This is a genomic window from Pigmentiphaga litoralis (assembly GCF_048632615.1).
Classification (GTDB): Bacteria; Pseudomonadota; Gammaproteobacteria; order Burkholderiales; family Burkholderiaceae_B; genus Pigmentiphaga; species Pigmentiphaga litoralis_B.
In genome coordinates this window covers 1,179,250-1,197,217 of the sequence record NZ_CP184479.1, presented here as the reverse complement: position 1 = coordinate 1,197,217, position 17,968 = coordinate 1,179,250, and the positions used below count along the sequence as shown (strand labels likewise).

Sequence of the window (17,968 nt, the reverse complement as noted above, 5' to 3'; positions counted from 1 at the left end):
CAGGCCTCGCCATACCCCGATCGCAATCCATTACCTCCATTACTTCAAATCAAGGAATTCCATCATGACGACCACTTTTACCGCCGCTACCACCGCCCGCAACGACGCCGCCGCTTTCCTGCCGCAAACCGAAGAACGACTCCCGTTCACTATTCGTGTGGTCCAGGACGAAGGCGCATTGGCCAAGGCCGTCCGCATCCGCCAGGCCGCCTATGGCCGTCACGTACCCGAACTTGCCAAGACGCTGGGCGAGCCCGAATCCTACGATCGCGAGCCGGGTGCGGTCATCCTGCTGGCCGAATCGAAAATGGATGGCGAAGCCGTCGGCACCATGCGCATCCAGACCAACCTTCGCGCCCGACTGGGTGTCGAACGTTCCGTGCTCCTGCCCGACTGGTTGCAACAGCAACGACTTGCCGAAGCCACGCGTCTGGGCGTGTCCGAACGCAAGATCGGCCATGTCGCCAAGATTGCCCTGTTCAAGGCCTACTATCAGTATTGCGTCGAGACCAATGTCGACTGGATGATCACGGCCGCCCGTTCGCCACTGGATCGCGGCTATGAAGCGCTGATGTTCCAGGACGTCTTCCCGGGCCAGGGCTTCATCCCCATGCAGCACATTGGCAACATCGCGCACCGTGTCATGGCGTTCGACGTGGCCGCTGCGCGGACGCGTTGGGAACAAAGCGGCCACCGTCTGTTCGACTACATGATCCGCACGCATCACCCCGATATCGACATCCGCGGCCATGAGCAGGATCGCGCCGATCAGGACGTGTTGGCACAGGAAGAGCGTGTCGTGCATATCGCGGCGTAATTGCCGCGTTTCTCACCACGCCTTCCGATCAAGTTGTAACCATCGACCCGTGCGGAACACGGGCCGATGGCTTTTGTCGCCCTGCACCTTCTGCCCGTCGTATCATGCGTTGGCATTAACACGTAGACCTAGCGTCGGGTCAACCCATGGGGGGCGAGTGGTATGGAATGGATCAGGCAGGCTTGCCGGAGCGTCGACAAGTTGTTTCGCAACTTCTCGTACTACCTGCTGCCCGTTGCGATTGCCCTGTTCTCGGTGTATTTCCTGTTCTTTCTGCCCAGCATCTACGACACCCGTGGAGAGACGTCCCTGCCTTTCCGGGTCATCGAAGCCACGTCCACGGACTTCACGCCCGCCAGCGCGCGCGACGCGTTGCGAGGCCAGCCCGACGTGCTTGCGGCCACCACCCGACTCTCCGAATACCCGTTCTGGCTTGCCGTGCAGTTGCCCCCGGCATCCCGGTCCAAAGACACCTTTCTGGATTTCCCGTCGCGCCATACCCAGGCCATGTCCTGCTGGAATGCCGACACCCTGGCGCCCCTGGGGCAGACCGACCGGGCGTCGTTCAGTGGCCTGATCCAGCCGGTCCGGGCCGGCTATGCGTTTTCGATCGACCGCATTCCCGACGTGCGCGAAATGCTGTGCCGCGTCGTCAGTTCCGGTCCGGCGCGTCTGTCGTTTTCGATCTGGCCGCGTGATCAGCTGGCCAACGCCTCTCGCGCCTTTGCGCACGGGATCGGCCTGCTCGAAGGCGGTCTGCTGACCCTGGCCATTTTCACGATCGTGACCGCGCTGATCAACCGCGAGTCGCGTTATGTCCTGTTCGCCGTCTGGCTGGTCGGCAACCTGCGCCTCGGCGCGCTATCGATGGGATGGGACACCCAGTGGCTCAGCCGCGTGATCGACAACGACTGGATGCCCGTCATCCGGATGCTGACGATGGCGTTCTATTACGTCGTCACCTACACGCTGTTTACCCAGTTCTTTGAACGCGAACTTCGGGTGATCGGCTACCGCTGGCTGATGCGCGTCGTGCAGATGTTGGGCATCGTGCTGCTGATCCTGGCCGTGACCTTGCCGTACCCGATGTTCCTGCCCGCCCTGTGGGCGGTGACCGGGTTCGGCGCGGCGTCGCTGGTCTTCTTCCTGGTTCGCATTCTGGTCATCACGCGGTCGCGGATCGCCTGGTGGTATAGCGCCACCCTGGTCTTCACCCTGTTCGCGACCTTCTCGGAAGTGATCGCCGCCGCATTCGATTTCAAGGCCCTGCTCGAATCCTTCAACAGCGTCACCGCCGCACTGGGCGCCAGCCTGATGGCCGGCTTTGCGTTCGCGGAACAGATGCGCGAAGAAAAGCACGAGCGGATGCAGGCCCAGGCCGAGCTCGATCGGACCTATCAGGTTACCCCGGTCGGCCTGTTCACGCTGGACCCCGACGGGTCGTTCGTGCGTGTGAACCCGGCGCTGCGGCAACAGCTGGGGCTGGAAAAGGATGCGTTGCCTGCAAAGCGATGGGCGGACTATTTCGCGCCCGGCGCCTGGGAGGCCCTTCAGGGCCTGGCCGCGCACCCGCTGGGCGGCGAGCTGGAAGTCTCCGGCGTGGGGCCGGCCGACGAAGCGGACCGAAGCGGGGCGGGAGGCGACTCGCGCTGGTACCTGGTGCGTGCCGCCCATGCCGGCAACCGGATCGAAGGGTCATTGCAGGACATTACGGAACGCGTGAAATACACCGAGCGCCTTCAGTATCTTGCCAACAACGACTCCCTGACCGGCGTCCTGAACCGGCGGGGGGTCGAAGAGATCCTGGACAGCGCCATCATCAACTTTTCCGATGACCATCCCCTGTCCATCGGCTACCTGGACCTGGACCGGTTCAAGCTGATCAATGACCTGTACGGGCACCAGGCGGGCGATGAAGTCCTGAAGCAGGTCTGTGCCCGGGTCGACAACGTGCTGGAGCCTGGCCACTTCCTGGGCCGGGTGGGCGGCGACGAATTCATCGTGATCTTCCATGACACCGACACCGCGCGCGCCAACGAACTGTGCCTGCGCATCGTCAAGGACATCTGCACGCGGCCCTATCAGCTGCGCAATCGCGCTTTCCAGGTCAAGATTTCGATCGGCCTGGTCGAAGCCACCGCAGGCATGGACGCCAAGGACCTGATCTCGGCCGCCGACCGCGCCTGCCGCGAAGCCAAACGCGGCGCGCACGGTCACGTGGTGGTCTACAAGAAATACGCCCGTGAATTCCTGGACCGCGCCGAAGAACTGCGCCTGATCGAAGAACTCGGCAGCACCTTCTCGCCGGTCGGTTTCTTCCTGGAAATGCAGCCCATCATGGCGCTCAAGGACCCGGGCAACTCGCTGAACTTCGAAGTGCTGCTGCGCATGCTCGACTCCCACGGCGAGCGCCTGCCGCCGACCAAGATCGTGGCGGCGGCCGAGGCCAATGGCAACATCGCGGAACTGGACAAGTGGGTGCTGAGCAGCACGCTGCAATGGCTGCGCACCAACGTCACACGGCTGCCCCGCACCAAATTCGTGTGCGTGAACGTCAGTGGCGCGTCATTGAACGACGAAGCCTTCATTGAAGACGTCTTTGCCCTGCTGGAGCGATATCAGGACGTGGCGCCCATGCTGTGCATCGAAATCACCGAAAGCGTGGCGCTGCACGACCTGGAGAATTCGCGCCGCTTCATTGAAAGGCTGCGGCAGTGGGGCGTACGGATTGCGCTGGACGACTTCGGCGCCGGCTACACGTCCTTCTCGTACCTGAAGGATCTGTCGGCGGACGCCCTGAAGATCGACGGCTCGTTCGTGCGCGGCATGCACCGCCATCCGGCCAATCTGGCCATTGTGGAAGCCATTGTCGAACTTGCCCATAACCTGGGGATGCGCAGCATCGCGGAATGGGCCGAAGATTTCGAGACTGTCGAAGCCCTGGCCGAGATGGGCGTCGACTACGTGCAAGGCTTCATCGTGGCCGAACCGCAATCGCCTGCCGCGTTGCTGGACGCCGAATCCTGCCTGAGTTTCGTCACGGACTACCGCCTGCTGCGGTTCTTCCAGGAACGGGAGCGGGGAGGGGAGATGACGACCAGCATGAGTGACTACCACTAAGGGTCATCGACGGATTCCGAGTGACGGTCGAGCCCTGAAGCCCGCTCCCTGAAGCCCGCTCCCTGAAGGCCGCCCCTTGAAGACCGTTCCCTGATGGCCGGCCACCGACGATCAATCACGATCCGTGGCCGATCAGGGGCCGACCCAGTTTTCCACTTCAATTGCTGGAACGCGCGCAAACTCGGACACGTTGTTCGTTACGAGTACCAGGCCTTCGCTGCGGGCATGCGCGGCAATATGTAGATCGTTCACCCCGATAGGCCGGCCCGACCTCTCCAGGGCTGCGCGTATGGCGCCGTAATGCTGGGCGGCCTTGGGGCCGTACGGCAATACTTGAAGCCGGGAGCAGAAGTCCTCGACCGCCAACAGGTTCTCGCTGACACGAGTGCTCTTTTCGGCACCATGAAGCAGTTCTGCCAGGGTGATGGACGATATTGCCATGCGGCTTGCGTTGGCGTTGAAAGTATCCCGTACCTCGATGGGCCGACGCTTCAGCACATAGATCACAATGTTCGTGTCCAGCAGGTACCGCAGCATCAGAGCGTCTCCCGCTCCGATGTCTGCTGGCTGGCGCGCTCGGTCAGGAAATCATCGCTGACCATCGGGCCGCCTTGAAAAAAGCTGTCCCAAGTGTGTCCCACCGGGGTAAGAATGCGCTCACTACCCTTGACCCGGACTTCCACCTTCTGCACGCCGTCGGGCAGGCGGACATCCAGCGGAAGCCGCACCGCCTGTGTCCGATTGTTGATGAAAACGGTTCCGATCGCCATCTCTCGCTCCATGGATGTATATAGCAATGGTATATAGAGGCGAATCGGCCGTCAAACACGGCGTTGGCGAGTGAGACCACCTCCGCCGGCATTGGACCCTGACTGAACGAAACACAGCCAAAAAAATCCCAGCACAAGGCTGGGATTCGGAGACTGGTGGAGCCGGGGGGAATTGAACCCCCGTCCGCAAGCCCTCAACAGGCAGTTCTACATGTGTAGTCGATTAATTTTTGTTTAACCTCACACTTAGCCAACCGACAGGCCGGAGTGAGGCGATTCACGTAGTTTAAATCTGGACCGTGTGACCCCAGTACAGACCGATTCCTTGTGAATGTCACTGCTGCGGTTCAAAAATGACCCTTTGGGGGTTAGCCCTCCAGATCATCCTTTAGGAAGGTTTTACCCTCCCTCCGCCTGACCCAAGGACAGATCAGTGCAGCGGCTCACCGCTTAAGCGGCGAGAGCGAAACGCTCGTCGTTGGCGTTTATTTGCGTTCCAGTGGTTTTACGAAGCGTACTGGTGCTCGACATGCCCTACTCTGCGTCGCGACCCACGTCGAATCCGGATCGGCCCCAGGAGTCTTATATTGTACGCGATCCCGTCATTTCAAGTGCAGACGGTCGATCGCGGGCAACAAATCTTCGGGTGTGTGCGCCACCTCGTCCGCTCCCCAGGCCGTAACCGGGTCGCTGTCGCCGTTGTAGCCGTAGCCGACCGCGATCGTCTTCATGCCTGCGGCCTTGCCCGCCACGATGTCGCGCAGGTCGTCGCCCACGTAGATGCAGTCTTCCGGTGCATGTCCTGCCTCGCGCGCGGCATGCAGCAGGGGTTCGGGGTGCGGCTTGTAATACGCGGTGGTGTCACCGCACACCGTCACCACGCTGGCCTCGTGCAGATCCAGGTGCCTGACCAGCGGCAGCGCCAGCCGGGTCACCTTGTTGGTGACGATGCCCCACGGCGTACCCCGGCGGTGCAACTCGGCCAGCAGAGCTTCGACCCCCGGAAACAGCACGGTATGTACGGCAATGTTGCGTTCGTAGTCGGCCAGAAAGGCTTGCTTGGCCGCTTCATAGTCCGCATCGTCGGGCTTGAGCCCCAGCGCCACGCCCAGCAAACCGCGGGCGCCGTGCGACGCCATGTGCCGCAGATCGCTCAACGGCAGAGGAGGGAGCCCCTTGGCCGTACGCCGGGCATTGGCCGCCGCCGCCAGATCGGGCGCGGTATCGGCCAACGTGCCGTCAAAGTCGAACAGGACAAGCGGCTTCATGTGCGCACCATCGCAACCATGTAATTCACGCTGGTGTCGGACGTCAGGGAATAACGTTTGCCAATCGGCTGGTATTGCAGGCCGCGGATCTCGGTCGCTTCCAGCCCGGCGCGGCGAGCATCGCCGATCAGCTCGCTCGGGCGGATGAAGCTTTCATAGCTGTGCGTGCCCTGTGGCACCAGGCGCAGCAGGTATTCGGCGCCCAGGATCATGTAGCCAAAGGCTTTGAGGTTACGGTTGATCGTCGAAAACATGACGTGTCCGCCGGGCTTCACCAATGCGGCGCAGGCGCGGATGATCGAGCCGGGATCCGGCACATGTTCCAGCATTTCCATGCATGTGACGACGTCGTACTGGCCGGGTTCGTCGGCCGCGATCTGTTCGGCCGAGATATTACGATATTCGACCTTGAGACCCGTTTCAAGGCTATGCAGCCGGGCGACTTTCAGTGATTTTTCAGCCAGGTCGATTCCGGTCACGATCGCGCCGCGCGCGGCCATGCTTTCGGCAAGAATTCCGCCGCCGCATCCCACGTCCAGCACCTTTTTATTGCCTAAGCCGCGCGCATTCTGGCTGATCCAGTCCAGGCGCAGCGGATTAATGGCATGCAGCGGCTTGAATTCACTTTCCGGATCCCACCAGCGCGAAGCCAATGCACTGAATTTTGCGAGTTCAGCGGCATCCGCATTGACGTGCGGGGTATTGGGGGCAGAAACAGCGGCATTCATGGGATCCACTCCAAAATAAAAAACCCCGCAGTCAATGATCTGCGGGGTTTTAATTCTAACGGCACCGAACCGGCTGCCGTCAGGATTCAGTCAAACAGCAACCGAATTTACCAGCCTGGCTGGCGCAATCGCCTTAGCGGTTACGCGTGCCAACCACTTCAACTTCAACGCGACGGTTCTTGGCGCGACCGGCGGCAGTCTTGTTGTCAGCGATAGGCTGCTTTTCGCCCTTGCCTTCCGTGTAAACACGGTTGGCTTCGATGCCCTTGCTGACCAGGTAGGCCTTGACAGCTTCGGCACGACGAACGGACAGGCGCTGGTTGTACGCATCGGTACCGACGGAGTCGGTGTGACCCACGGCGATGACGACTTCCAGGTTGATGTTGCGAACTTGTGCGACCAGTTCGTCAAGCTTGGCGCGAGCTTCTGGCTTCACGACAGACTTGTCGAAGTCGAACAGGGCGTCGGACGAGTAGGTGACCTTCTCGCTGACAGGCACCGGTGCCGGCACGACGGCTGGCGGAGGTGCGGGACGAGGTTGCTGAACAGGAACCACAGCTGGAGCTGGCGGCTTCAGCGCGCCATCGCAGGAGGGATCAGCAGTCGCAGGGGTCCAGAACCCGTTGCGCCAGCAGAGGCCATCGTTGCTCTTCAGAAGCGGGCCACCAGCGGTTTGCCAGTTATCGTTTGTTGTCGTGGTCTGAGCTGTGGCCACGCCTGAGGCCGTTACGGCAGCGAAGGCGAGCGCCAGAGAGATTCCAACTTTGGAGCGTTTGTTCATGTTTCTCCTCTTAGCTTGAAATAAAACTCGCAGCGAACCCCCGCCGCAACATGAATTACGAGGTAAGTATAGCATTCGGACTGTTTTCTCATAGATGTCACTCCTTGGACACGTAAGGTTTTGTGCCAGAAAGGACACCCACTGCGAGCGTGTGCCACTGCGGGATTCTGGACAATATCCTTTCGAGTTCCATCCGTGCCGATATCTTGGTGAGTTGTAGTTTTTTAGCAACTGACTCGCCGGCGACCCAAACCTCGTCCACGTCCTCCCGTCCAGCCGTGTACACAACGTGGGATGCGGGGTCGAAAACGGGGATCTGATGCGCGGCCTCCAGCCGTATCGCCACCATGTCGGCCTGCTTGCCGGGAACCAGCGATCCGATCCTGTCCTGCCATCCAAGGGCGCATGCGCCGCCAAGCGTGGCCGCATGCAGCGCCTGATGCGCCGACAGGGATGACGCGTCGCCGCTGGCGCCTTTCGCCAGTAGCGCCGCCAGCCGCAGTTCGGACAGCATATCGAGCCGGTTATTGCTGGCCGCGCCATCGGTTCCGATGCCAAAGTTCAATCCATCTCGTAACAATTGGGACACCGGCGCAATGCCGCTTGCCAGTTTCAGGTTGGAAGCCGGGCAGTGAGCCACGTGTGCGCCCCGCGCAACAAGCATCGCGATGTCACCGGCGTCCAGGTGGACGCCATGGACGGCAATCAGTCGCGGCGACAGCAGGCCCAGGCGGGCCAGCCTGGCGGTGGGCCGCAGGCCGGTCCGGGCCAGGGCGTCGCTGACTTCCTGCGCGGTTTCCTGCAGGTGGATGGCAATCGGGACGTCCAGTTCTTCGGCCAGCATGTCGATCCGGCGCAAGGTGTCGTCGCCCACTGTATAAGGAGCATGCGGCGCGAACATGAACCCGAGCGACGCTTCGCCCCGGAACTCGGACTGCGCGGCCAGGCCCTGCTGAAGATAGGCATCGGCGTTGGCGGCATAGGGCGTCGGAAAGTCGATGACAGTCATGCCGACCACGCAGCGCAGGCCGACGGCCAGCGCCGCGCGCGCGACGGCGTCCGGATGGAAATACATGTCGGCGCAACTGGTCGTGCCGCCTGCCAGCATCTCGGCAAACGCCAGCACGCTGCCGTCATGGACGAAATCGTGCGACACGAGCCGGCTTTCGAGAGGCCAGATGCGGTCGTGCAACCAGGTCATCAGGGGCAGGTCGTCGCCCGCGCCGCGCAGAAGGCTCATGGCGGCGTGGGTGTGCAGGTTGACGAAACCCGGCAGCAGCACCCGGCCAGGCAAATGCCTGACGTCGGCTTCCGGATGGCGCTGGCGCAGGTCGCCGTGCGACGCGATGGCCAGGATGCGGCCGTCCCGTATCGCAACGCCGTGGCCCGTCAGCACCGTGCCGGCGGGTTCGACCGGAATGATCCAGTCGGGGAGGAGGAGGGTGGTCAAGGCCATGGCACGCACCGCGGGGAAGGATGGCGGCTATTACATCATGGGCGCGGCGGGGTGCCGGATGGTAAACTCCGAAGCTTCGCCCTGCCTGATGTCCGGGGGCGCGATCACTCACTTTATGCAGCTTGCCCATGGATTCCTTCGCCAAGGAAACAATACCGATCTCTCTTGAAGAAGAGATGCGTCGCAGTTATCTCGATTACGCCATGAGCGTGATCGTGGGGCGCGCCCTGCCCGACGTGCGCGACGGCCTGAAGCCGGTGCACCGACGGGTCCTGTTCGCCATGCACGAGCTGAACAACGACTGGAACCGTGCCTATAAGAAGTCGGCGCGTATCGTCGGGGACGTGATCGGTAAGTACCATCCCCACGGCGATCAGTCGGTGTACGACACGATCGTTCGCATGGCCCAGCCGTTTTCGCTGCGCTACATGCTGGTGGACGGCCAGGGCAACTTCGGCTCGGTTGACGGCGACAGCGCCGCCGCCATGCGGTACACCGAAATCCGCCTGTCCAAGATCGCCCACGAACTGCTGGCCGACATCGACCAGGAAACCGTCGATTTCGGGCCGAACTACGACGGCAGCGAAAAAGAACCGCTGCTGCTGCCATCGCGCCTGCCCAACCTGCTGGTCAACGGCAGTTCGGGCATCGCGGTCGGCATGGCCACCAACATTCCGCCGCACAACCTGTCGGAAGTGGTCGACGGCTGTCTGTTCTGCCTGCGCAATCCGGAATGCACGGTAGACGAACTGATCGAAGTGATTCCGGCGCCCGACTTCCCGACCGGGGCGACGATCTACGGCATGTCCGGCGTGCGCGAAGGCTACCGCACCGGCCGCGGCCGCGTGGTCATGCGCGCGAAAACCCATTTCGAAGACGTGGATCGCGCCGGTGGACGCCAGGCCATCATCGTCGACGAAATTCCCTACCAGGTGAACAAGCGCACGCTGCTCGAGCGGATCGCCGAGCTGGTCACCGAAAAGAAGGTCGAAGGCATTTCCGACATCCGCGATGAGTCCGACAAGGACGGCATGCGTGTCGTGATCGAGCTCAAGCGCGGCGAAGTGCCCGAAGTCGTCCTGAACAATCTGTATAAGAACACGCAGCTGCAGGACACCTTCGGCATGAACCTGGTGTCGCTGGTCGACGGCCAGCCGCGCCTGCTGAACCTGAAGCAGATGATCGAATACTTCCTGGCGCACCGCCGGGAAGTGGTCACGCGCCGCACCGTGTTCCAGCTGCGCAAGGCCCGCGAACGCGGCCACGTGCTGGAAGGCCTGGCGGTGGCGCTGGCGAACATCGACGATTTCATCGCGATCATCAAGGCCGCGCCGACCCCTCCGGTGGCGCGCCAGGACCTGATGGCCCGGTCGTGGGATTCGTCGCTGGTGCGCGAGATGCTGGCTCGCGCCGAGAACGAGACCGACGGCGGCCTGCAGGCCTATCGTCCGGAAAGCCTGCCGGCCGGCTTCGGCATGCAGGAAGACGGCCTGTACCGGCTGAGCGATACGCAGGCCCAGGAAATCCTGAACATGCGGCTTCAGCGCCTGACCGGCCTGGAGCAGGACAAGATCGTTGCCGAGTACAAGGAAGTGATGGCCACCATCGCCGACCTGCTCGACATCCTGGCCAAGCCGCCGCGCGTCACGGCGATCATCACCGACGAACTGTCGGCGATCAAGGCGGAATTCGGTACCGACGCCAAGGACGGCCGCCGCTCGCACATCGAGCTGAACGCGACCGAACTCGACACCGAAGACCTGATCACGCCCACCGACATGGTCGTGACCCTGTCGCACAGCGGCTATATCAAGAGCCAGCCCTTGTCCGAATACCGTGCGCAAAAGCGCGGCGGGCGCGGCAAGTCGGCCACGGCAATGAAGGAAGACGACTGGATCGACCAGTTGTTCATTGCGAACACGCACGACTACATCCTGTGCTTCAGCGATCGCGGCCGGGTGTACTGGCTCAAGGTCTGGGAAGTGCCGCAGGGCACGCGCACGTCGCGCGGCAAGCCTATCGTGAACATGTTCCCGCTGTCCGACGGCGAGAAGGTCACGGTCGTGCTGCCGATCAAGGCGTTCGACGAAGACCACTTCGTGTTCATGGCCACGGCCAAGGGCACGGTCAAGAAGACGCCGCTGTCCGATTTCTCGAACCCGCGCAAGGCCGGGATCATCGCCGTGGATCTGGATGAAGGCGATTACCTGATCGGCGCTTCGGTCACCGACGGCAAGCACGACGTCATGCTGTTCTCCGACGCCGGCAAGGCTGTCCGTTTCGACGAAAACGACGTGCGCCCGATGGGTCGTACCGCGCGCGGTGTGCGCGGCATGATGCTGGACGAAGCGCACAACGTGATCGCGCTGCTGGTGGCCGAAAACGAAACGCAAAGCGTGCTGACCGCGACCGAGAACGGTTACGGCAAACGCACGCCGATCGCCGAGTACACGCGCCACGGCCGTGGCACGAAGGGCATGATCGCGATCCAGACATCCGAGCGCAACGGCAAGGTCGTGGGCGCGGTGCTGGTCACGCCGACCGACGAGATCATGTTGATCACCACGGGCGGCGTGCTGGTGCGCACCCGGGTCAGCGAGATCCGCGAGATGGGCCGCGCCACGCAAGGCGTGACCCTGATCAACGTCGATGAAGGCACGCATCTGTCGGGCGTGCAGCGTGTGGTCGAGACCGATCACGAAGATGCCGAGGCGATCATTGCAGAAGACGGCTCGGTGTCGGGCGCATCGTTGGCTGGCGAATTGTCGTCCGGCGACGACGTGGCGACAGGTGCCGGTGCGAGCGACGAGGGCGCTGCGGGAGATGGGTCCGATGACGCATCCGACAGCGACGCCGACGCCGCCGCGCCCGACGCGTAAGCCGGGAAATCGGCCGGATGCTGTTTGACGATCCGTGCCGGTTCCCGATCTACCGCGCTGTCATGTCGCGCTTTCCTTGAACCGATCCACCCGGCCGCTTCCGCCGATCAACAGCCAGTGCAGACCGTGATGAAACGTCCTTACAACTTCTCTGCCGGTCCGGCCGCATTGCCGGAAACCGTGTTGCAGCGCGCCGCTGCCGAAATGCTCGATTGGCAGGGCAGCGGCATGTCGGTCATGGAAATGAGTCATCGCGGCAAACACTTCAGCCAGATCTGCGATGAGGCGGAAGCCGACCTGCGCGAACTGCTGTCGATTCCCGACGACTACGCGGCCCTGTTCATGCAGGGCGGCGGCCTGGCCGAAAACGCCATCGTTCCGATGAACCTGATCGGGCTGCGGGAAGCGCAGGCGGCGGACTTCGTGCTGAGCGGATCGTGGGCGGTCAAGTCGTACAAGGAAGCGCGCCGCTATGGCAATGTGGCGGTGGCGGCAACGGCTGAACAGGCTATCGAGATCGACGGCGTGCAGCAGGCGCCGTGGACCTATATGCCCGACCCGTCCACCTGGAAGGTACGGCCGGAATCCAGCTATCTGCATATCTGCAGCAACGAGACGATTGGCGGCGTCGAATTCCCGGATTGGCCCGACCTGGCCAGCCTGGGCGCCCCCGATACGGTGCTGAGCATCGACGCGTCGTCGCACATCCTGTCGCGCCCCATGGACGTGACCCGCGCGGGCGTGGTGTTTGCCGGCGCGCAAAAGAACATCGGTCCGGCCGGCCTGACGATCGTCATCGTCCGTAAAGACCTGCTGGGCAAGGCGCTGCCGATCTGCCCGTCCGCTTTCGATTACGCCATCGTGGCCGAGAACGACTCGCGCTACAACACGCCGCCGACCTATGCGATCTATATTGCGGGGCTGGTGTTCAAGTGGCTGAAAGAGCAGGGCGGCCTGGCGGGCATGGAAGCACTTAATACCGCCAAGGCCCGCGCGCTGTACGAATACATCGACTCGTCGTCCTTCTATCGCAACCCGGTGGCGCCGTCGGTGCGTTCGCGCATGAACGTGCCGTTCATCCTGCACGACGACGCATTGAACGCCGCATTCCTGAAGGAAGCGGACGCGGCTGGGCTGCTGCAGTTGAAGGGGCACAAAAGCGTGGGCGGCATGCGTGCGTCGATCTACAACGCCATGCCGATGGAAGGGATCCAGGCCCTGATCGCGTTCATGAAATCGTTCGAGCAAAGCCATGGATGACGTGCTTGCGCAAAAGCTCGCGCCCCTGCGCGCGCGGATCGATGCCATCGACGCCGAAGTCTTTGCGCTGCTGACCGAACGCGCCCGCACGGCCCTGGCCGTGGGCGAGGTCAAGCAGCATGTCAGTGGCCCGGTCCTGCGCCCCGAGCGGGAAGCGCAGGTGATCCGCCGGTTGCAGGACATGAACGCCGGGCCCTTGCCGGCGGCGGCCATCGCCGCGATCTGGGGCGAGATCATGTCGGCCTGCCGCGCGTTGGAAGAGCCTGCCAAGGTCGCGTTTCTGGGGCCGCAGGGGACGTATACCGAAGTGGCTGCACTGGCGCATTTTGGCCATGCGGTCGACACCGTGCCGTGCATCAACTTCGACGAAGTGTTCCGCGCAGTCGAAGCGGGCCGGGCCGATTTCGGCATGGTAGCGCTCGAAAATTCCAATGAAGGCGCGGTCAACCGGGTGCTCGACCTGCTGCTGACCACGTCGGCCAAGGTGCTGGGCGAACGGTCGGTGCCGGTCCACCATTGCCTGATGACCCGCAGCGGCACGCTGGACGGCGTGCTGCGTGTTCGCGCGCACCCCCAGGCGCTGGCGCAGTGCCAGGCGTGGCTGTCCGAACACCGTCCCGACCTGATCCGCGAATCGGCGTCCAGCAATGCCGAAGCCGCCCGCATGGCGGCCGAAGATCCCACGGTGGCCGCGATTGCCAGCGAGCAGGCGGCGGGCCTGTGGGATCTGCGCATCGTTGCGCCCCATATCCAGGACGATCCGCACAACCGCACGCGTTTCCTGGCAATCGGCCATATCGAACCGGCGCCGTCAGGCAAGGACAAGACCAGTCTGATCCTGGCCGTGCCGAACGAAGCAGGCGCCGTGTACGAGATGTTGAAGCCGCTGGCCGACAACGGTGTGTCCATGACGCGATTCGAATCGCGCCCGGCCCGCACCGGTCAGTGGGAATACTATTTCTACGTCGACATCGAAGGCCATCAGGCGGACCCGCAAGTCGCGGCCGCGCTGGCCGTGCTCAAATCGCGCGCGGCCTTTTTCAAGGTGCTGGGGTCGTACCCGGTAGCGCCCTGATCGCAGCGGCGGGCGGCCATTTCAGCCCTGGTCCGCCTGGCCTGCTTCTTCGAGTCCTCTGTTTTTGAGCCCTCCGTCTCTGGCCCCTTCTTTCCTGTAGCTGCATGACCCTTCCTACTCCTCCGACCGCGCCCGGCGCGCCGCTTGTTCCCGTGCTGGTCGTGGTGGGTGTCGGCCTGATCGGTGGGTCGTTCGCCGCTGCGTTGCGGCAGGTGGGCCAGGTCGGCAAGGTCATTGGCGTGGGCCGCCAGGCCGCCAGTCTGGAACGCGCACGGGACCTCGGCCTGATCGACGAATTCCTGCCGCTTGAACACGCGGTGGCCCAGGCCGATCTGGTGCTGCTGTCGGTGCCAGTGGGTGCAACCGAAGCCACCCTGGCTGCGCTGCTGCCGCATCTTCCCGAACATGCTGTCGTGACCGATGTCGGGAGCACCAAACGGGATGTGATCGCCGCCGCGCAAGCCGCGATGGGCGACCGCATCAACCAGTTCGTGCCGGGCCACCCGATCGCAGGAAGCGAGCAGAGCGGCCCCGACGCGGCGCAGGCCGGGCTGTATCAGGGCCGCGACGTGATCCTGACGCCGCTGCAACAGAACACCCGGGCCGACGTCGAATTCGTTCAACTGGCCTGGGAGCTGTGCGGCGCGGACGTCCGCCTGATGACTCCGGAGTTGCACGACCGCGCGCTGGCTTCGGTCAGCCATGTGCCGCATCTGCTGGCCTTTGCCTACATGGGGCAGGTGATCGGTGCGCCCGACACAGCGTTGCGGCTGGACCTGGCCGGCAGTGGGTTCCGGGATTTCACGCGGATCGCGGGCGGATCGCCCGACATGTGGCGCGATATCTTCCTGGCCAATTCCGACATGCTGCTGGACGAGGTCGCGCAGGTGCGCGGTATGCTCGACATGTTCGAACGGGCGATCCGCCATGGCGACACCGAACAACTGACGATGCTGCTGCAGGCGATTTCATCGGTCCGCCGTAATTGGGGCGAGGCGCATGCCGCCGAGCCGCCGGCCGGCAACGTGCCGCAGTGTGGCGATACGCAAGCTGCGCCGTCGATCGACGTCTGACCCGTCGCTTTGATAAGCCGGGTTGATCGCTGTAGCCGGGTTGATCGCTTGCAGCCGGATTGATTGCTTGTAGCCGGGTTCACCGCTCGCAGTGAGCTGCGGCGATCTTGCCCCGACTATCAGCCCTGATTCTCTGTCCCGATGTCAGCCCCGATGCCCTGATTTCTGCCCTGATTCTCCGCCCTGACTTTCCAGCCTGACCTTTACCCTGAGCTCCGCCATGTCCGACGCCCCGCATCTGCCCCATCTCGACCTGCCGCCGGTGCGCACCGCCCGGGGCACCGTGGCGCTGCCGGGCTCCAAAAGCATTTCGAACCGCGTGCTGTTGCTGGCGGCCCTGGCCGAAGGCACGACCCGCGTCACGGGGCTGCTGGATTCGGACGATACCCGCGTCATGCTGGCCGCCTTGCGTGCGCTGGGGGTGCCGGTGGTGCAGGGTGCTGACACCAGTGAAGTGTCCGTCACGGGCGCGCCCCGTTTTCCCGGCTCGCACGCCACGCTCTTCATGGGCAATGCCGGCACGGCAATCCGTCCGCTGACCGCGGCGCTGGCCATGATGGGCGGGCATTATCTGCTGAGTGGCGTGCCACGCATGCATGAACGCCCGATCGGCGACCTGGTCGACGCGTTGCGCATGCTTGGCGCGCGCGTGGCGTATCAAGGCAAGGAAGGCTACCCGCCGCTATCGATCGGGGTGGGCGATCTGACGCTGAAGGGCCCGGTGCGGGTGAACGGATCGGTATCGAGCCAGTTCCTGACCGCATTGCTGCTGGCGGCGCCCCTGGCCACGGCGGCAACGGGTCGCGATTTCGTCATCGAGGTGGAAGGCGAGTTGATTTCGAAACCGTATGTCGAGATCACCCTGAACCTGATGGCGCGCTTTGGCGTGACGGCGCAACGCGACGGCTGGACGCGTTTTACCGTGCCGGCAAACGCTCGCTACGCGTCGCCCGGACAGATCCTGGTGGAGGGCGATGCGTCGTCGGCGTCGTATTTCCTGGCGCTGGGCGCCATTGGCGGCGGCCCCGTCCGCGTGACGGGCGTGGGCGAGGGCAGCATCCAGGGCGATGTGGCCTTTGCGGACACCCTGGCCGCGATGGGCGCCACGGTCCGCACCGGACCGGACTGGATAGAGACGACCGGGGTGCGTGTGGCCGACGGCGAGCGCTTGCGCGCGTTCGACAGCGACTTCAACCTGATTCCCGATGCGGCCATGACGGCGGCGGTCCTGGCCTTGTATGCGGACGGTCCGTGCACATTGCGCAATATCGCCAGCTGGCGCGTGAAGGAAACCGACCGCATCCACGCCATGGAAACCGAGCTGCGCAAGCTGGGCGCGACGGTCACGGCCACGCACGACAGCCTGACCGTGACGCCACCGGCACGCTGGACGCCTGCCGAGATCGGCACCTGGGATGACCACCGCATGGCCATGTGCTTTTCGCTGGCCGCGTTCGGCAATCAGCCAGTTCGCATCCTGGACCCGAATTGCGTCAGCAAGACCTTCCCGACCTATTTCGACGTTTACGCCGGGCTGGTCGCGGGTTGACCGGCGGATTGGCCCGCAAGCTGTCCTGGCGCTTGACCGTATGCGCCCGCCGAGCGAGCCTGGGTGCGCAACGCTTTGGCGCGCTCCCGCTTTTCCCAGGCGCGGTCAAAGAAATAATGGACCACCGTGTTGACGATGGGCTCGATAAAGGTCACGGCGCCGCTCATCGCCACACTGCCAGTGATCAAGTAGGTCACGCTGAACGCGGTCACGACGTGCACGCCGCCGAAGGCAAGGGTCTTGGCCATGGATACTCCGTAAGCGTAATTGCCAATTGAGAATTGATCTCATTATTGGGTTTTCGGCGTTGAGCTTCAAGACAATAGATTTCATTGCATTGATAGGAAAAGACAAATGAACGGCGCGCACGTGCAGGTTATCGCTATCGACGGACCGACTGCCTCGGGCAAGGGCACTATCGCCCACCGCGTGGCGCAGCAGCTCGGCTGGCATGTGCTGGATAGCGGCGCCTTGTATCGGCTGACGGCGCTGGCGTGCATGAAGCGCGGTATTCCGCTGGATGCGGTGGATCAGGTGGCGGAGATCGCGGGACAGCTGGATGTCCGGTTCCATGAACTGGGGGTGTACCTGGACGGCCAGGATGTGGGCGAAGCGATCCGCCAGGAAGCCGTCGGCAATGGGGCGTCGCAGGTCGCGGCGTTGGGCCCGGTGCGGGCCGCTTTGCTGGAGCGCCAGCGCGCGTTCCGCCAGCCGCAGGGACTGGTGGCCGACGGCCGGGACATGGGCACGGTGGTGTTCCCCGATGCCATCCTGAAGGTGTTCCTGGTAGCCAGCGCCCAGGCGCGGGCCGAACGGCGGTATAACCAGTTGATCGAAAAGGGTTTTTCGGCTAACCTCTTAACCCTTTTGCATGATTTGGAAGCGCGCGATGCGCGCGATATGCAGCGGGTCAATGCCCCGCTTTTCCCGGCGGACGATGCCCTGGTGCTCGATTCGTCCGATCTGTCGATCGACCAGACAGTCGCCCAGGTAATGGCCTGGTATAAGGGGAAGCTACCCAGAGGGTAGTAGAGGGAAACTACCCAGAGGGTAGTAGAGGGAAACTACCCAGAGGGTAGTAGAGGGAAGCCACCCCGATCCCGTCAGGCATGGCGGCGAAGCTCCACAGACTTTTTCGCAGGACAGCGCACAGGCTTTGGTTCGAGTGCGCTGATTGGCCCTCAGCAATGAG

At 63.3% G+C, this 17,968-nt stretch carries 15 protein-coding genes and 1 other RNA gene; 8 read left to right on the top strand and 8 right to left on the bottom strand.

The features are described from left to right. The first annotated feature begins 64 nt into the window (after window positions 1–64). Window positions 65–817 carry an N-acyl amino acid synthase FeeM domain-containing protein gene (locus ACNANG_RS05260; RefSeq protein WP_420226291.1) on the top strand — a complete coding sequence of 251 codons (753 nt, stop codon included), beginning with the start codon at window positions 65–67 and terminating at the stop codon, window positions 815–817. Window positions 818–979: 162 nt separating this feature from the next. Continuing rightward, window positions 980–3,937: a putative bifunctional diguanylate cyclase/phosphodiesterase gene (locus ACNANG_RS05255; protein WP_420226290.1), complete on the top strand. Its 2,958-nt coding sequence runs from the start codon at window positions 980–982 to the stop codon at window positions 3,935–3,937. Window positions 3,938–4,069: 132 nt separating this feature from the next. On the opposite strand, the gene vapC is transcribed toward ACNANG_RS05255, so the two are convergent. From vapC to ACNANG_RS05220, 7 genes are all read right to left on the bottom strand, one after another. Further along, window positions 4,070–4,474 (bottom strand): type II toxin-antitoxin system tRNA(fMet)-specific endonuclease VapC, encoded by a 405-nt coding sequence (gene vapC / locus ACNANG_RS05250; RefSeq protein ID WP_420226289.1) that lies wholly within the window; start codon window positions 4,472–4,474, stop codon window positions 4,070–4,072. Continuing rightward, a complete protein-coding gene (gene vapB / locus ACNANG_RS05245) occupies window positions 4,474–4,707 on the bottom strand; it encodes a type II toxin-antitoxin system VapB family antitoxin (protein ID WP_420226288.1) in 234 nt (77 codons plus the stop codon). Before vapB ends, vapC begins: the two co-directional genes overlap by 1 nt. A gap of 154 nt (window positions 4,708–4,861) precedes the next feature. Next, window positions 4,862–5,282, bottom strand: a transfer-messenger RNA (tmRNA) gene (gene ssrA, locus ACNANG_RS05240). A gap of 27 nt (window positions 5,283–5,309) precedes the next feature. After that, window positions 5,310–5,975: an HAD-IA family hydrolase gene (locus ACNANG_RS05235; protein WP_420226287.1), complete on the bottom strand. Its 666-nt coding sequence runs from the start codon at window positions 5,973–5,975 to the stop codon at window positions 5,310–5,312. Beyond that, the gene (gene ubiG, locus ACNANG_RS05230; RefSeq protein WP_420226286.1) at window positions 5,972–6,703 is read right to left on the bottom strand and encodes a bifunctional 2-polyprenyl-6-hydroxyphenol methylase/3-demethylubiquinol 3-O-methyltransferase UbiG; all 732 of its coding nucleotides are present in this window, start codon (window positions 6,701–6,703) and stop codon (window positions 5,972–5,974) included. Before ubiG ends, ACNANG_RS05235 begins: the two co-directional genes overlap by 4 nt. Window positions 6,704–6,836: 133 nt before the next feature. Beyond that, entirely contained in the window at window positions 6,837–7,484 is a 648-nt protein-coding gene (gene ompA, locus ACNANG_RS05225) for an outer membrane protein OmpA (protein WP_179590608.1), read from the bottom strand. 97 nt (window positions 7,485–7,581) lie between these two features. Next, window positions 7,582–8,940 (bottom strand): TRZ/ATZ family hydrolase, encoded by a 1,359-nt coding sequence (locus tag ACNANG_RS05220; RefSeq protein ID WP_420226285.1) that lies wholly within the window; start codon window positions 8,938–8,940, stop codon window positions 7,582–7,584. A 128-nt stretch (window positions 8,941–9,068) separates the two neighbouring features. Here ACNANG_RS05220 and gyrA point away from each other — a divergent pair, with 128 nt between their 5' ends. From gyrA to aroA, 5 genes are all read left to right on the top strand, one after another. Further along, on the top strand, window positions 9,069–11,819 hold the full coding sequence (gene gyrA / locus ACNANG_RS05215; RefSeq protein WP_420226284.1) for a DNA gyrase subunit A: 2,751 nt from the start codon (window positions 9,069–9,071) through the stop codon (window positions 11,817–11,819). 126 nt (window positions 11,820–11,945) lie between these two features. Beyond that, entirely contained in the window at window positions 11,946–13,079 is a 1,134-nt protein-coding gene (serC, locus tag ACNANG_RS05210; RefSeq protein ID WP_420226283.1) for a 3-phosphoserine/phosphohydroxythreonine transaminase, read from the top strand. Beyond that, complete coding sequence (gene pheA, locus ACNANG_RS05205) at window positions 13,072–14,154, top strand: prephenate dehydratase (protein WP_420226282.1); 1,083 nt, start codon at window positions 13,072–13,074, stop codon at window positions 14,152–14,154. Before serC ends, pheA begins: the two co-directional genes overlap by 8 nt. Window positions 14,155–14,258: 104 nt before the next feature. Next, entirely contained in the window at window positions 14,259–15,227 is a 969-nt protein-coding gene (locus tag ACNANG_RS05200) for a prephenate dehydrogenase (protein WP_420226281.1), read from the top strand. Between the two features lie 220 nt (window positions 15,228–15,447). Further along, the gene (gene aroA / locus ACNANG_RS05195) at window positions 15,448–16,776 is read left to right on the top strand and encodes a 3-phosphoshikimate 1-carboxyvinyltransferase (protein ID WP_420226280.1); all 1,329 of its coding nucleotides are present in this window, start codon (window positions 15,448–15,450) and stop codon (window positions 16,774–16,776) included. Here aroA and ACNANG_RS05190 read toward each other — a convergent pair. Further along, window positions 16,752–17,024, bottom strand: a complete 273-nt coding sequence (locus ACNANG_RS05190) for a DUF2061 domain-containing protein (RefSeq protein WP_420226279.1) — start codon at window positions 17,022–17,024, stop codon at window positions 16,752–16,754. The genes aroA and ACNANG_RS05190 overlap by 25 nt on opposite strands. A 106-nt stretch (window positions 17,025–17,130) precedes the next feature. Between ACNANG_RS05190 and cmk the strand changes: the two genes are divergently transcribed. Next, on the top strand, window positions 17,131–17,805 hold the full coding sequence (cmk, locus tag ACNANG_RS05185; protein WP_420226278.1) for a (d)CMP kinase: 675 nt from the start codon (window positions 17,131–17,133) through the stop codon (window positions 17,803–17,805). The last annotated feature ends 163 nt before the right edge of the window (window positions 17,806–17,968 follow it).